General features: G+C 71.1%; 10 protein-coding genes and 1 pseudogene. All 11 read left to right on the top strand.

Features of this window, described 5'->3' with window-relative positions; all coding sequences use genetic code 11:
• The first annotated feature begins 139 nt into the window (after nt 1-139).
• The 11 genes and pseudogenes from OG897_RS30570 to OG897_RS30520 all read left to right on the top strand — a co-directional run bounded on the left by OG897_RS30570 (nt 140) and on the right by OG897_RS30520 (nt 13652).
• The gene (locus OG897_RS30570) at nt 140-1327 is read left to right on the top strand and encodes a 4Fe-4S dicluster domain-containing protein (protein WP_266661830.1); all 1188 of its coding nucleotides are present in this window, start codon (nt 140-142) and stop codon (nt 1325-1327) included.
• Entirely contained in the window at nt 1327-1791 is a 465-nt protein-coding gene (locus tag OG897_RS30565; RefSeq protein ID WP_266662510.1) for a Crp/Fnr family transcriptional regulator, read from the top strand. Before OG897_RS30570 ends, OG897_RS30565 begins: the two co-directional genes overlap by 1 nt.
• Entirely contained in the window at nt 1788-2594 is an 807-nt protein-coding gene (locus OG897_RS30560; RefSeq protein WP_266661828.1) for an FAD/NAD(P)-binding protein, read from the top strand. The genes OG897_RS30565 and OG897_RS30560 overlap by 4 nt, the downstream gene beginning before the upstream one ends.
• A 1-nt stretch (nt 2595) precedes the next feature.
• A complete protein-coding gene (locus tag OG897_RS30555; RefSeq protein ID WP_266661826.1) occupies nt 2596-3441 on the top strand; it encodes an oxidoreductase in 846 nt (281 codons plus the stop codon).
• Nucleotides 3438-4787 (top strand): Ni/Fe hydrogenase subunit alpha, encoded by a 1350-nt coding sequence (locus OG897_RS30550; RefSeq protein ID WP_266661824.1) that lies wholly within the window; start codon nt 3438-3440, stop codon nt 4785-4787. The genes OG897_RS30555 and OG897_RS30550 overlap by 4 nt, the downstream gene beginning before the upstream one ends.
• A gap of 21 nt (nt 4788-4808) precedes the next feature.
• Entirely contained in the window at nt 4809-5507 is a 699-nt protein-coding gene (locus tag OG897_RS30545) for a CBS domain-containing protein (protein ID WP_266661822.1), read from the top strand.
• Nucleotides 5507-6607, top strand: coding sequence for a hydrogenase formation protein HypD (gene hypD, locus OG897_RS30540; protein WP_266661820.1), 1101 nt, complete (start codon nt 5507-5509; stop codon nt 6605-6607). Before OG897_RS30545 ends, hypD begins: the two co-directional genes overlap by 1 nt.
• A complete protein-coding gene (gene hypE / locus OG897_RS30535) occupies nt 6604-7650 on the top strand; it encodes a hydrogenase expression/formation protein HypE (RefSeq protein WP_266661818.1) in 1047 nt (348 codons plus the stop codon). Before hypD ends, hypE begins: the two co-directional genes overlap by 4 nt.
• Nucleotides 7651-7785: 135 nt before the next feature.
• Nucleotides 7786-7881 (top strand): annotated as a pseudogene (locus OG897_RS30530) (DNA-binding response regulator); the annotation flags it as partial.
• Nucleotides 7882-8137: 256 nt separating this feature from the next.
• Complete coding sequence (locus tag OG897_RS30525) at nt 8138-8335, top strand: DUF5988 family protein (protein WP_266661816.1); 198 nt, start codon at nt 8138-8140, stop codon at nt 8333-8335.
• 37 nt (nt 8336-8372) lie between these two features.
• Nucleotides 8373-13652, top strand: a complete 5280-nt coding sequence (locus OG897_RS30520; protein ID WP_266661814.1) for a type I polyketide synthase — start codon at nt 8373-8375, stop codon at nt 13650-13652.
• Nucleotides 13653-13675 lie beyond the last annotated feature (23 nt).

Genomic DNA, 13675 nt, shown 5'->3' with positions numbered 1-13675 from the left:
CCCCTGCCGAAGCACCTCTTCCCCTCCGAAGCTGGAAGCGAAGCAACCACAAGAAAGGGAAGCGCCGGAACCGGCAGAACAAGAGCCGTGGCAGACCACCGACCCCGCACCACCCGCGTCCCGCCTCAGGAGGACAGCGATGACCATCCGCACCGACACGGCGGTCCTCGACCGCAAGGGCCTCGAAGCCCTCGTCGAAGCTCTGGCCGACGACGGCCGCACCGTCATCGGCCCCACCGTCCGCGACGGTGCGATCGTCCTCGCCGAACTCGAAGGTGCCGACGAACTCCCTTACGGCTGTGGCGTGGAACTGGACGCCGGCCGCTACCGGCTGACCCACCGGGAGGACGGAGCCGTCTTCGCGCACTCGGCCGGTCCCCAGTCCTGGAAGAACTTCCTGCACCCGCAGCGCGAAAAGCTGTGGAGCGCGGACCGGACGGCCGACGGCGAGGTGACCGTCAGCGCCGCGCGGCCGGAGCCCGTCTCGTATGCCTTCCTCGGCGTACGCCCCTGCGACCTGCGCGCCATCGCGATCCAGGACCGCGTCCTGACCGGTGGCAGCTACCGGGACGACGGCTACGGGGAACGTAGGAGGGGGGCGTTCCTCGTAGCCGTCGAATGCGCCGCGCCCGGCGCGACCTGCTTCTGCGTGTCCATGGGCGGCGGCCCCGGCACGGACAGCGGCTTCGATCTCGCCCTGACCGAGGTGATCGACGAGGCGGGCCACCGCTTCCTGGTACGGGCAGGCAGCCGCGAGGGGGCAGCCCTGCTGGAGAAGCTGCCGCGCCAGGAAGCCGACGACGCCACCCGCGCCGCGGCCCGCGCCGTGGTCGCCGAAGCCGCCGACCGCATGGGCCGCAGCATGCCGCCGGTCAACCTCCAGCGGCTGATGGGCGACAGCCTGGAGGCCGCCCGCTGGGACGACGTCGCCGCCCGCTGCCTGACCTGCGGGAACTGCACCATGGTCTGCCCCACCTGCTTCTGCACGACCACCGAGGAGGTCACCGACCTCACCGGCGACCACGCCGAACGCTGGCAGCGCTGGGACTCCTGCTTCGACCTGGACTTCTCCCACCTGCACGGCGGCCCGGTCCGCTCCTCGGGCCGCAGCCGCTACCGGCAGTGGCTCACCCACAAACTCGGCACCTGGCACGACCAGTTCGACAGTACCGGCTGCGTGGGCTGTGGGCGCTGCATCGTCTGGTGCCCCGTCGGCATCGACATCACCGAGGAAGTCACCGCGCTCAAGGCGGAAGCCGACGCGAAGTCCCACGTCACGGCCACAACCGAGGACAGGACCTACGAGGAAGAAGAGGCGGAACGATGATGACCACCGTCAGCACCATGCTGAACGCCCTGCCTGCCGAACACCGTCAGCGCCTCCTGCGGATCGCCCGCGAGGTCGCCTTTCCCGCAGGCACCAGGCTCTTCGAGGAGGGCGGCCACGCCGACCGGTTCTGGATCATCCGCACCGGTTCGGTCGCCCTGGACACACACGTCCCCGGCCGCCGCTCCCCCGTGATCGAGACCCTCGGGCACGGTGAACTCGTCGGCTGGTCCTGGATGTTCAGCCCGTACGTCTGGCAGTTCGGCGCCGGGACCCAGACCCCCGTACGCGCCTACGAGTTCGACGCCACGGCGGTCCGGTCGATGTGCAACGACGACACCGCGCTCGGCATGGCGGTGAGCCAGTGGGTCGGCCGGGTTCTCGCCCACCGCCTCCACGCGGCCCGCACCCGGCTCCTGGACCTGTACGCCCCTTACGGCAGCGGAAGCGGTATGCGGCGATGACCGCCGTCCCCGTCCCGTACCGGGTCGTCGCCCGCTGGACGGAGTCCCCGGACACCGCGACGCTGCGCATCGAACCGGTGAGGGAGCCGCTGGCGCCCTTCGTACCGGGCCAGTTCGCCATGGTCTGGGCGTTCGGACGCGGCGAGATCCCGCTGTCGGTCAGCGCCATCCCCACCACCGGCGGACTCGCCCACACCGTCCGCAGCGTCGGGGCCGTCTCCGAGGGCCTGTACGCGGCGAAGGTCGGCGACGTCATCGGGCTGCGCGGCCCGTACGGCACCGGCTGGGAACTGGAGAAGGCCGTCGGCCAGGACCTCGTGGTCGTCGCGGGCGGCATCGGACTCGCCCCGCTGCGCCCGCTGATCCGTGACACCGTCGCCGACCCGAAACCGTACGGACGCCTCAACGTCCTGGTGGGCGCCCGCACCCCGGCCGACCTCATGGCGAAGGTCGAGACCCGGCAGTGGCCGACGGCCTACACGGGGGTGATCGTCGACCGGCCGGACGCGAACTGGGTCGGCCAGATCGGCGTCGTCACCAAGCTCCTCGACCGCGCACACTTCGAACCCCACCGCACCACGGCGTTCATCTGTGGTCCCGAGCCGATGATCCGGGCCGCCGCCCGCGACCTCGTGCACCGGGGAGTGGCCCCCAGCAGTGTCAGGGTCTCCCTGGAACGCAACATGCGCTGCGGCACCGGCCACTGCGGCCACTGCCAACTGGGCCCGTTGCTGCTGTGCCAGGAAGGCCCCGTCGTGGGCTGGGACCAGGCCGAACCAGTGCTCCACACAAGGGAGTTGTGACATGCCTGCGCGGGTCGGTGCGGCGGCGAGGTGGAGCGAGGAGGCGGGCGTGCCGACGCTCGCCGTGTTCAAGCTCGCCTCCTGCGACGGCTGTCAGCTCACCCTCCTCGACTGCGAGGACGAACTCCTCTCCCTCGCCGGGAAGGTGAAGATCGCCCACTTCCTGGAAGCCACCAGCGCCGTCCTGCCCGGCCCCTACGACCTCACCCTCGTCGAAGGCTCCGTCACCACACCCGCCGACACCGAGCACATCCGCGCGATCCGGGCCGCCTCTCGCCGCCTGGTCACCATCGGAGCCTGCGCCACCGCCGGCGGCATCCAGGCCCTGCGCAACTTCGCCGACGTCGAGGAATTCGCCCGCACCGTCTACGCGCGCCCCGACTACATCGACACCCTCGCCACCTCCACGCCCGTCTCCGCTCACGTCGCCGTGGACTTCGAGCTGCGCGGCTGCCCCGTCGACCGCCGCCAGCTCCTCGAAGTGATCACCGCGCACCTGGCGGGTCGCAAACCCGACATCCCCGACCACAGTGTCTGCTTCGAATGCAAGCGCCGCGGGAACGTCTGCGTCACCGTCGCCCACGGCACCCCCTGCCTGGGCCCTGTGACGCACGCAGGCTGCGGCGCCATCTGCCCGACGTACGGGCGCGGCTGCTACGGCTGCTTCGGCCCCGCAGGTCGGCCGGGGCCCACGGGGGGCTCCCTGTCGGTCAACCTGCCCGCGCTGATTCCCGTACTGAAGAGCGACGGCATGGACGACCGCGACGTCGAACGCTTCCTCCACACCTTCAACTCGGCTGACTTTCATGAAGAGTTGATGGCAGCTCGACAGGAGGAGCAGTCGTGACCCACCGAGGCTCCCGCACCCTGCACGTCGGCTCCCTCACCCGCGTCGAAGGCGAAGGCGCCCTGCACTTGGAAGTCCAGGACAACACCGTCACCCGCGCCCAGCTCCAGATCTACGAACCGCCCCGCTTCTTCGAGGCGTTCCTGCGCGGCCGGGCCCACACCGAACCCCCCGACATCACCGCCCGAGTGTGCGGCATCTGCCCCGTCGCCTACCAGATGAGCGCCTGCGCCGCGATCGAGGATGCCTGCGGCGTCACCGTCGATCCGAGGGTCGTCGCCCTTCGCCGCCTCCTGTACTGCGGCGAGTGGATCGAGAGCCAGACCCTGCACATCTACCTCCTGCACGCCCCCGACTTCCTCGGCTGCGACGGCGCCATCGAACTCGCCCGCACCGCCCGCGGCCATGTCGAACGCGGCCTGCGGCTCAAGCAGGCCGGCAACGCGATCCTCGACCTCCTCGGCGGCCGGGCCATCCATCCCGTCAACGTCCGCCTCGGCGGTTTCCACCGTGCTCCCGCGCCTGCCGAACTTCAAACGCTGCACGCCCGGTTGACGCATGCTCTGGAGGACGCCCGGCTGACCGCCGCATGGGTGTCCGGCTTCGAGTTCCCGGACACCGAGACCGATGCCGACCTTCTCGCGCTCGCCACCCCCGGCACGTACGCCATCGAAGGCGGCACCCCGGCCGCCCTGCGCCTCGACGGCAACCTCTCCACCTTCCCCCTCCACACCTTCCTCGACCGGGTCCGCGAGGAGCACCTGCCACACTCCACCGCCCTGTACTCCACCCTCGACGGACGCCGCCACCTCACCGGATCCCTCGCCCGTTTCGCGATCAGCGGCCGCTGGCTCACCCGCCCCGCACGCGACGCTGCCGTCGCCGCCGGCCTCGGCGATCCGTGGGAAGGGGCCGTCTGCCGCAATCCGTTCCGATCGATCCTGGTGCGGGCCGTCGAGGTCGTGTACGCCGTCACCGAGGCGCTGCGTCTCATCGAGACGTACGAGCCGCCGTCCCGCCCGTACGTCGAGGTGCCGCCCGTCGTGGGCACCGGACACGGTGCGACCGAAGCACCACGCGGCCTGCTGTACCACCGGTACGCGCTCGATGCCGACGGCACCGTCACCGACGCCCGCCTCGTCCCGCCCACCGCCCAGAACCAGGGCGCCATCGAGGACGACCTGCGCCGCACCGCCCAGGCGGCCCTCGACGCGGGAGAGCCGGACGACGCCGAGCTCGCGGCCCTGTGCGAGCGGGCCATCCGCAACCACGACCCGTGCATCTCCTGCTCCACCCACTTCCTCGACCTCACCGTCGAGCGCACCCGTTCCGCCCGCACCGTCTGAACCCCGTCCAGGAGGCCCGCCGTGCCCAGTTCCCCGCACATCGTCAGTGACGTGATGACGCAGACCGTCGTCTCCATCGGCCGTGACGCCCCGTTCAAGGAGATCGTCGAGCTGTTGGCCCAGTGGAAGGTGAGCGCCCTGCCCGTGCTGGAGGGAGAGGGACGGGTGATCGGCGTCGTCTCGGAGGCGGACCTGCTGCCCAAGGAGGAGTACCGCGACGAGACCCCGGAGATCTCGCTCCTGGACCGGAACTCCGCTGCGCGGCCCTCCGCCGGGCGGATCGCGTCGTCCCGGGAGAGGCACCTCGCCGAACTCGCCAAGGCAGGCGCGGCCACGGCGGGCGACCTGATGAGCACCCCGGCCATCACCGTGCTCGCCGACACCACGCTCGCTCAGGCCGCCCGCATCATGGCCAGGCTCGGCGTCAAGCGGCTCCCCGTGATCGACCGCATCGGCATCCTCCAGGGCGTGGTCAGCCGCAGCGACCTGCTCAAGGTCTTCCTGCGCCCCGACGCCGAACTCGCCGCCGAGGTGCACCGCACCCTCTCCCCGCTCTTCCCCCAGCAGGACGTGACGACCTCGGTCGAGGACGGCGTGGTCACCCTGAGGGGCACCATGCACGACCGCCGCCTCGTCCCGGTCGCCGCACGGCTCGCCCACGCCGTCGAAGGAATCGTCGACGTGCGGATGGACCTCACCACCCCCGACACACCTCGCTGATGAAGTACCTCGACGAGTACCGCGACCCCGCCCTCGCCCGGCACCTGCTCGCCGAGTTGGGCCGTACGGCCACCCGGCCCTGGCGGATCATGGAGGTGTGCGGCGGCCAGACCCACACCCTGGTCCGTCAGGGCATCGACGAACTCCTCCCCGCCGGGATCCGCATGATCCACGGCCCCGGCTGCCCGGTCTGCGTCACCCCGCTGGAAACCCTCGACCGGGCCATGGCCATCGCCACCCGCCCCAGCGTGATCCTCACCAGCTTCGGGGACATGCTCAGGGTTCCCGGCAGCACCACCGATCTCCTCGCCCTGCGCGCCGGAGGAGCGGACGTACGGGTCGTCTACACGCCCATGGACGCCGTACGCCTCGCCCAGGAACACCCGGACCGGGAAGTGGTCTTCCTCGCCGTCGGCTTCGAGACCACCGCCCCCGCCAACGCGATGACCGTCCTGCACGCCGCCCGCCTCGGCCTCGCCAACTTCTCGCTGCTGGTCAGCCACGTCCTCGTACCGCCCGCCATGACGGCCCTCCTGGAGGACCCGGACTGCGAGGTTCAGGCGTTCCTGGCCGCGGGCCACGTCTGCGCGGTCATGGGCTGGCGGGCGTACGAACCGATCGCGGAGCGCTATCACGTGCCCGTCGTCGTCACGGGTTTCGAACCGCTCGACCTGCTGGAGGGCATCCTCATGGCCGTCGCCCAGCTGGAGACGGGACGTCACGAGGTCACCAACCAGTACGTCCGCGCGGTGAGCCGCGCCGGAAACAACCCGGCCCAGGAAGCCCTCAGGCGGGTCTTCCGCATCACCGACCGCCCCTGGCGCGGCATCGGCACGCTGCCCGCCAGCGGCCTCGTACTCGCCCCCGAATACGCCGCGTTCGACGCCGAGCGACGCTTCGACGTCGGCGATCTGCACCCCGTCGAGGAGCCCGCGTGCATCGCCGGAGCGATCCTCACCGGAGCCCGCCTGCCCACCGACTGCACCGCCTACGGAACCCGGTGCACCCCGCGCACCCCGCTCGGTGCGCCCATGGTGTCCTCCGAGGGCACCTGTGCCGCCTTCCACGCAGCAGGCCGAACCCGGAGTAAACTCGCATGAACCAAGTGTCGAACATGAACTGCCCGGTCCCGTGCGGTCCGGGCGACCGCATCCAGCTGGGGCACGGCGCGGGCGGCAGACTCACCGGCGAACTGCTCGACTCTCTCGTCCTGCCCGCACTCGGCATCCCGCAGTCCGGTCCTCTCGAAGACGCCGCCGTCCTGCCGGACGTCGACCAACTCGTCATCTCCACCGACTCGTTCGTGGTCAGTCCGCTCGTCTTTCCCGGAGGTGACATCGGCTCCCTCGCCGTCCACGGCACCGTCAACGACCTCGCCATGCGCGGTGCGTTGCCGCTCGCCCTGACCCTCGCGGTCATCGCCGAAGAAGGACTCCCGCTCGACGAACTGCGCTCCCTCCTCGCCTCCGCGGGCAAGGCCGCACACGACGTCGGCGTCCCCGTCGTCACCGGCGACACCAAGGTGGTGGGACGAGGCGCCGCAGACCGCCTCTTCCTCAACACCACCGGCATCGGGCGCCGCATCCCCGGCCTCACACCCTCCGCCGCCGGTGCCCGTCCCGGAGACGCCGTCCTCCTCTCCGGCCCGCTCGGGCTGCACGGAACCGCCGTCCTGTCCACGCGGGAAGGGCTCGGCTTCGAGACCGACATCGCCTCCGACACCCGCCCCCTGCACCGTCTGGTTCAGGCCCTCGCCCCGTACGGACCGGCCGTCCACGCCCTGCGCGATCCCACACGCGGGGGCCTGGCCACCACTCTCAACGAGATCGCCCACGACGCGGACCTCTGTGTCGAGATCGACGAGAGCACCCTGCCCGTCCCGCCTGCCGTGGCCGCGGCCTGTGACCTGCTGGGACTGGACCCGCTGATCGTCGCGAACGAGGGATGCCTGGTCGCGTTCGTCGCCCCCGAAGCCGCCGACGGCGCGCTGGAGGCCATGCGGTCGCGACCCGAGGGCTCCCACGCCGTACGGATCGGCACTGCCGTGCGCGGGCACTTTGGCCGGGTCGTCATGCGGACACTCATGGGCGCGGGCCGCCTGATCGACATGCCCGTGGGCGAGCAACTCCCGCGTATCTGCTGAGCTATGACGGACCGTCGGTCTCCCACAGTGGCCGTCCGGCACTGGTGCCCAGGGCTCCACTCACGACACGATCGCCCCAGAGCCGTGCACCCGCAGGACCATGTCGCCACGAAGCCACACCCCCAGGGGGCTGTCATGAACGTCCGCGCATTCTCGCCACAGCAGCCGATCCGCGTCTTCCTGCTCGACGGCCACGAAGTCGTACGACGCGGGGTGCACGACCTGTGGGAGGTCATGAGGCGGCGCTTCTGGAAGGGCTTGTGTCTCCGCTCCGAGGGCGGACGGCAACCGAGTGCGCCGTGGTGCTGCAGGTCTGGTCCGCGCCGCGGACCGCGCGTAGGTGATTGCTGGCCGTTCCGCGATGGACGGCGTCAGCGAGGAACCGCGTCTCCTTCTCTCCCCCTTCATCCTCTCTTCACGTCAGTGCGCCGCTCCATTGCGGCCTGGCGCTGTCGGCTGCCTCAGAAGGAAGATCCCTCTCACCCTGGTGATCGTGGTGTTCGGTGGCGGGGCGGGCGGTGTGGCCAGGGTGCAGCAGGTTGCGGGGGCTGAGCCCTCGCAGAGGGTGCGGTTGCCCACTTGCGGGCGCCATGAGCATTTCGAGCGGACGGGCGGGATCGAGGTTGTCGAGGGCCGTGAGGTGCCGGTGTTCCGCTGGAGCTACACCACCGCCATCGCCGAGTAGCAGCGAATAGCAGCGAGTTGCAGCAAGAAGGGGGGCCATGTCTGCTTCACAGGAGACTCCGATTGCGATCGTCGGGATCGGCTGCCGGTTCCCGGGCGGGGTGGATGCGCCGGGTGGGCTGTGGCGGCTGGCGGCCGAAGGGCGGCAGACGGCCGGACCGGTACCGGCCGGGCGTTGGGACGCCGGGCGGCTGGCCGCGCTGCATGATCCGGAACTGGCCGCCCGGGCCGGGGTCGGCTGCTTCCTTCAGGGGGATGTGTGGGCGTGGGATCCGGAGGTCTTCTCGGTGGCACCTGCGGAGCGGGAGTGGGTGGATCCGCAGTTCCGGGTGTTGATGGAGGTGGCCTGGGAGGCGGTGGAGCACGCCGGGATCCCCATCGACCGGATGCGGGGTTCGCGGACCGGGGTGTTTGTGGGCACGTACGCGCCGGACAATCTCTTCCGCGAGGCCCGGCCGGTCCAGGACGCCCCCAACAGCCCATATCTGTTCGGGAACTTCACCGCCGGGGCGGCGGGGCGGGTGGCGTTCGCGATGGATCTGCGCGGCCCGGTCATGGTGGTCAGCACCCACTGCTCCTCAGGCATGGTCGCCCTGGACACCGCATGCGGGGCGCTGGCGCTGGGCACGTGCGATGCGGCGCTGGCCGGTGCGGTGCTGCTGATGCTCTCGCCGGAGACGCACTACTACGAAGCCCCGCTGCTGCTCTCCCCGAGTGGTGCCTGTCACGCGTTCGACGCGCGGGCGGACGGTTATGTGCGGGGTGAGGGCGCGGGTGTGCTGGTGCTCAAGCGTCTGGCGGATGCGCGCCGCGACGGGGACCGGGTGCTGGCGGTAGTAAGGAGCAGTGCGGTCAACAACGACGGGCAGGCGTCCAGGCTGACCGCACCGTCCACCGAGATGCAGCAGCGGCTGTTCCGGGATGCCGTCGCCAAGGCGGGAATCGATCCGGGAGAGGTGGGGCTGGTCGAGGCGCACGGGCCGGGCACGGCGGTGGGCGACCCGATCGAGTACACCTCGATCAACGCCGTCTACGGACAGGGCCGCGGCCGCTGCGCACTGGGGTCCATCAAGACGAACATCGGCCACAGCGAACCGGTGTCCGGCATCGCCGGGGTCATCAAGGCGGTGGAGTGCCTGCGCCGGGGCGTGATCCCTGCGAACCAGAACTTCACGGAGTGGAACCCGGCAATCGAGCAGGATGCGGCATCGCGGCTGTTCGTGCCGACGGGACTGACGAAGTGGCCGGTGCCGGGCAAGGGGCGGCTGGCCGCGGTGTGCAGTTATGGCGTGACGGGGACCAACGCGCACGTGGTACTGGAGGCGCCGCCCGTCGTACGCAGGCGCTCTGCCCGCACTGCGCAACGGACCGAGGACGGGGGTCGGCTGTTCCTGCTGTCGGGTTCCACACCCCAGTCACTGGCCGCAGCGGCGGGCCAGCTGGCCGCCTGGGCTACGACGGAGGGAGCCGAGGTGCGGGCACGGGATGTGGCGCACACCCTGGCCCTGCGCCGCCGGCACATCGAGCACCGCTTGGGCGTCGTCGCCTGCGACCTGGACCAACTGGCCGCACGTGCGCATGCGTTCGCGGCCGGGGAGTCCGGGGAGAGCGTCGTGAGCGGGGTGCCCGTCCTGCCGCCCGAGCATGCGGGGCCGGTGTTCGTCTTCACCGGACAGGGATCCCAGCGCCCCGGAATGTGCCAGGGGCTGCTGGCCGGCGAGCCGGTGTTCGCCGCGGCCGTCGACAAGCTGGAACCGCTCATCTGCGCCGAGGCCGGTTTCTCCCTGCGTCAGATGATCGAACAGCCCGAGCAGCTGACGGGCATCGACCGCATCCAGCCTGTCCTGTTCGGGGTGCAGGTCGCGCTGGCCGCACTGTGGCGGTCCTGGGGCGTGCAGCCGGCGGCAGTGATCGGGCAGTCGCTCGGCGAGGTCGCCGCGGCCGTGGTCATCGGCGTACTGAGCCCCGCGGACGGCGTCAAGGTGATCTGCCGCCGCTCGGCACTGCTGGCCGCCATCTCCGGCGGTGCGATGGCCTCGGTGATGCTCGGCGCCGACCAGGTGCGGGCCGCCATCGAGGCGGCGGACGCCGACGGCGTGGCCATCGGGGTGCTGACCTCCCCGCAGACCACCGTCATCTCCGGCGACGCGGGGCAAGTCGCGAACCTGGTCGAGGCGTGGGAGGCGGCCAACACTGTGGCCCGGACGATCGACGTGGATGTGGCCTCGCACTCGCCGCAGGTCGATCCCATCCTGGACGAACTGCAGCATGTGCTGGCCGACCTGCCCGCCACGGCACCCGCCGGCAACTTCTTCTCCACCGTCAGCGACGACCCTCTCGATCCAGGGCCGCTGGATGCCGGATACTGGGTACGCAACCAGCGCCACACTGTGCGCTTCCACACCGCCGTGAGCACGGCGCTGGCAGCCGGGCACCGGCTGTTCATCGAGTGCACCGCGCAACCGCTGGCCGTGCGCCCCATCCTGGACACCGCCACCCACCAAGGCATCAGCGACGCGGTGGCCGTGGGCACCCTGCGCCAGGGCATGGGCGATCATGAGGCGTTCCTGGCCCACCTGGCCGCCCTCCACTGTGCCGGCTACGACCAGATCGACTTCGCCTCACGCTACGGCGACGGAGAGCTGACCGACGTACCAACAACGGCTTGGCACCGCACCCGCCACGGCGGCACCCAGACCCCGTACGCCCTCATCGCCCCGCATCTGACCGCCGCTGCCCAGCACCCACTGCTCGGCGGCCACGTGACCGACCCCGACCACCCCGACCGGCATCTGTGGCAGACTCCCATCAGCCCCCGACGCCTGCCCTGGCTCGGCGACCACCAGGTCGCTGGCACGCCCGTCCTGCCCGGCACCGGCTTCGCCGAAATGCTGCTCGCCGCCGCGGCCGAGGTCTTCGGTACCGGCCGGATCGCCCTCAGCGGCCTGAGCGTGGATGCGCCGCTGGTACTCGACCCGGAACCCCAAGTGACCACCCGTCTTGTACGCGAAGGGGATACGGCCCGCGCCGAAGTACTGACCGCGACGCGAGACGGTGTCCTGGTCCACGCCCGCGCCACCGTGTACCCCCTGCCGGAAGACAAGCCCGCACCTCGGCTGGATCCGGCTCGCCTCACCACACCCGAGTGGACCGACAGCGCCCCGGACGGGCTGTACCGGCACTTCCGCGAACGCCACGACGTCTTCCACGGGCCGTCGTTCACCGCCGTCGACCGCATCCAACTCCACCCCGACCGCACCCGGGCCTGCTCCTCGCTGTACCTCGCGGACAGCGCACGCGTCTCTGCCCAGGCGATGCGCCTCCACCCGGCGCTGGCCGACGAGCTGGTGCAGACCGTGGTGGCTGCCTGGCTCGCCTTCTGCCCGACCAGCCCCGGCCCGGTCGTCGTCGCTGGATTCGATGAGATCCAGGTGTACGGCCCTGTCGCGCACACACGCTGGTGCTCGATCGAACTCCATGACGCCGACGACCTGGCCTGCACCGCCTCCGGACTGCTCGCCACCGCTGAGGGCACGGTCGTCGCCGAGCTGCGCGGCCTGCGCCTGACCAACATCACTCCGCCCGAACAGCGCTACGCCGCCCGCCTCTCCCATCTGGCCTGGCTGCCCGAGCCACCCGCCCGGAATCCGCGAGCCAGCGACCAGCGGTGGCTGGTCATCGCCTCCGAGGACACGTCGTGGGACGAGCGGCTTGGCCGTCTGCTCGGCAAGAAGACAGCGGGCAGCCGCCTGCTCACCCAGCCGTCCGGTCAACCGGTGAATTCCCAGCAGCTGGCCCAAGCCCTCGACGCCGAGGCCGAACCGCCCTGCACCCACCTCCTGCTCGCCCTGGGTGGCCCCGACACCGCTCCCACCCCGGCAGCCGCACGCGCCGCCGTGCAGCGCACCCTGACCGTCCTCCAGCATCTGGCCGAGTGGCAGGAGCCACCGCGGTTGTGGGTGATGTGGCGCGGCGACACCCCGCTGGCTGCCGCAGGAGTACGTGGACTCCTCAGGACCGCTGCCTTCGAACACCCGGAACTCAAGCCCAGCAGCCTGGAGGTGGCCGGTGACACCCCACTGGAGGCAGTCCTGGCCGACCTCCTCGCCGACGACCAGCCGATCACCGAGATCGCCTGGCGGCACGGCGCCCGTTACCTGGCCCGCGCACAACCGGGCCCCGGCCCCTGCTCGGACGGCTTGCCCTCCCCGGTCAGGTCCGACGGCAGCTATCTGGTCACCGGCGGCCTGGGCGGGCTGGGGCTGCTGACCGCGCGCCGAATCGCCGAATGCGGCGCCCGCCGTATCGTGCTCTGCGGCCGCAGTGGTCCCACCGAGACCGCCGCCCGGGAACTGGAGGACCTGCGCTCCACCACCGGCGCAACCATCGAGGTGGTCTGTGGGGACATCGCCGATCCCGACACCGTCCGGCGAGCGCTGAAAGCGGCCACCGACGTCGGCACCCCCCTACGGGGCATCGTGCACGCCGCGGGCGTGGTCGAGGACGCCACCCTCGTCAACCTCGGGCAGGACCTGCTGGAGCGGGTCTGGCGCGGCAAAGCCGAAGGCGCGTGGGCCCTGCACCAGGCCACCCTCCATGCGGACCTGGACTTCTTCGCCGCCTACTCCTCCCTCGCCTCCCAGATCGGCTCCCCCGGCCAGGGCGCCTACGCCGCCGCCAACGCCTACCTGGACGCCCTCACCGCCCACCGGCTCAGCCAGGGCCTGCCAGCCACCGGCATCCACTGGGGCGCCTTCAGCCAGGTCGGCCGCGGCCAGCACCTCGCCCAGCAGGGATTCGTGCTCATCAACCCCGCCGACGGCATGGACGCCCTCGAACGCATCCTGACCGAAGGCCACCGCCAGATCGCCTACAACCCCATCGACCCCTCCCAGTGGACTGCCCCCTACCCGGCCCTGCGCCATTCCACCCTCCTCGCCCACCTGCTCACTGACACCCCGGCCGCCGACGCGACCGGCTCCCCGGTGCGCGACGAGCTCCTCGCTGCCAGCAGCGAGACAGAACGGCACCGGATCCTGGAGGACTTCATCATCGGCCAGGTCCGCGAACTCCTTGGGAACACCACCCGCCACATCGGCGCCCACACCAGCCTCGTCATCCTCGGCCTGGACTCCCTCGGCGCCGTCCAGCTCCAACAACGCTTCCAGAACAGCCTCCGGATCACCGTCAAACCCGGCGTGATCTGGGTCAAACCCACCGCCGCGGCCCTGTCTGACTGGCTACTGGCGGCCATGGGCCTGGCAGGGGCGGACGACGGGAACGAATCGGCACCGGCTCCACCACCGAGGAGTGCCTGATGCACGCGACGAAGTGGCTGACA

This window comes from Streptomyces sp. NBC_00237 (genome assembly GCF_026342435.1).
Taxonomy (GTDB): domain Bacteria; phylum Actinomycetota; class Actinomycetes; order Streptomycetales; family Streptomycetaceae; genus Streptomyces.
This window is presented reverse-complemented; position numbering and strand designations above follow the sequence as displayed.

Coding starts and splice junctions, on each gene's coding strand:
- hypD (WP_266661820.1), top strand. CDS start 5,507: ATGAAGTACCTCGACGAGTACCGCGACCCCGCCCTCGCCCGGCACCTG.
- hypE (WP_266661818.1), top strand. CDS start 6,604: ATGAACCAAGTGTCGAACATGAACTGCCCGGTCCCGTGCGGTCCGGGC.
- OG897_RS30560 (WP_266661828.1), top strand. CDS start 1,788: ATGACCGCCGTCCCCGTCCCGTACCGGGTCGTCGCCCGCTGGACGGAG.
- OG897_RS30565 (WP_266662510.1), top strand. CDS start 1,327: ATGACCACCGTCAGCACCATGCTGAACGCCCTGCCTGCCGAACACCGT.
- OG897_RS30520 (WP_266661814.1), top strand. CDS start 8,373: ATGTCTGCTTCACAGGAGACTCCGATTGCGATCGTCGGGATCGGCTGC.
- OG897_RS30570 (WP_266661830.1), top strand. CDS start 140: ATGACCATCCGCACCGACACGGCGGTCCTCGACCGCAAGGGCCTCGAA.
- OG897_RS30555 (WP_266661826.1), top strand. CDS start 2,596: ATGCCTGCGCGGGTCGGTGCGGCGGCGAGGTGGAGCGAGGAGGCGGGC.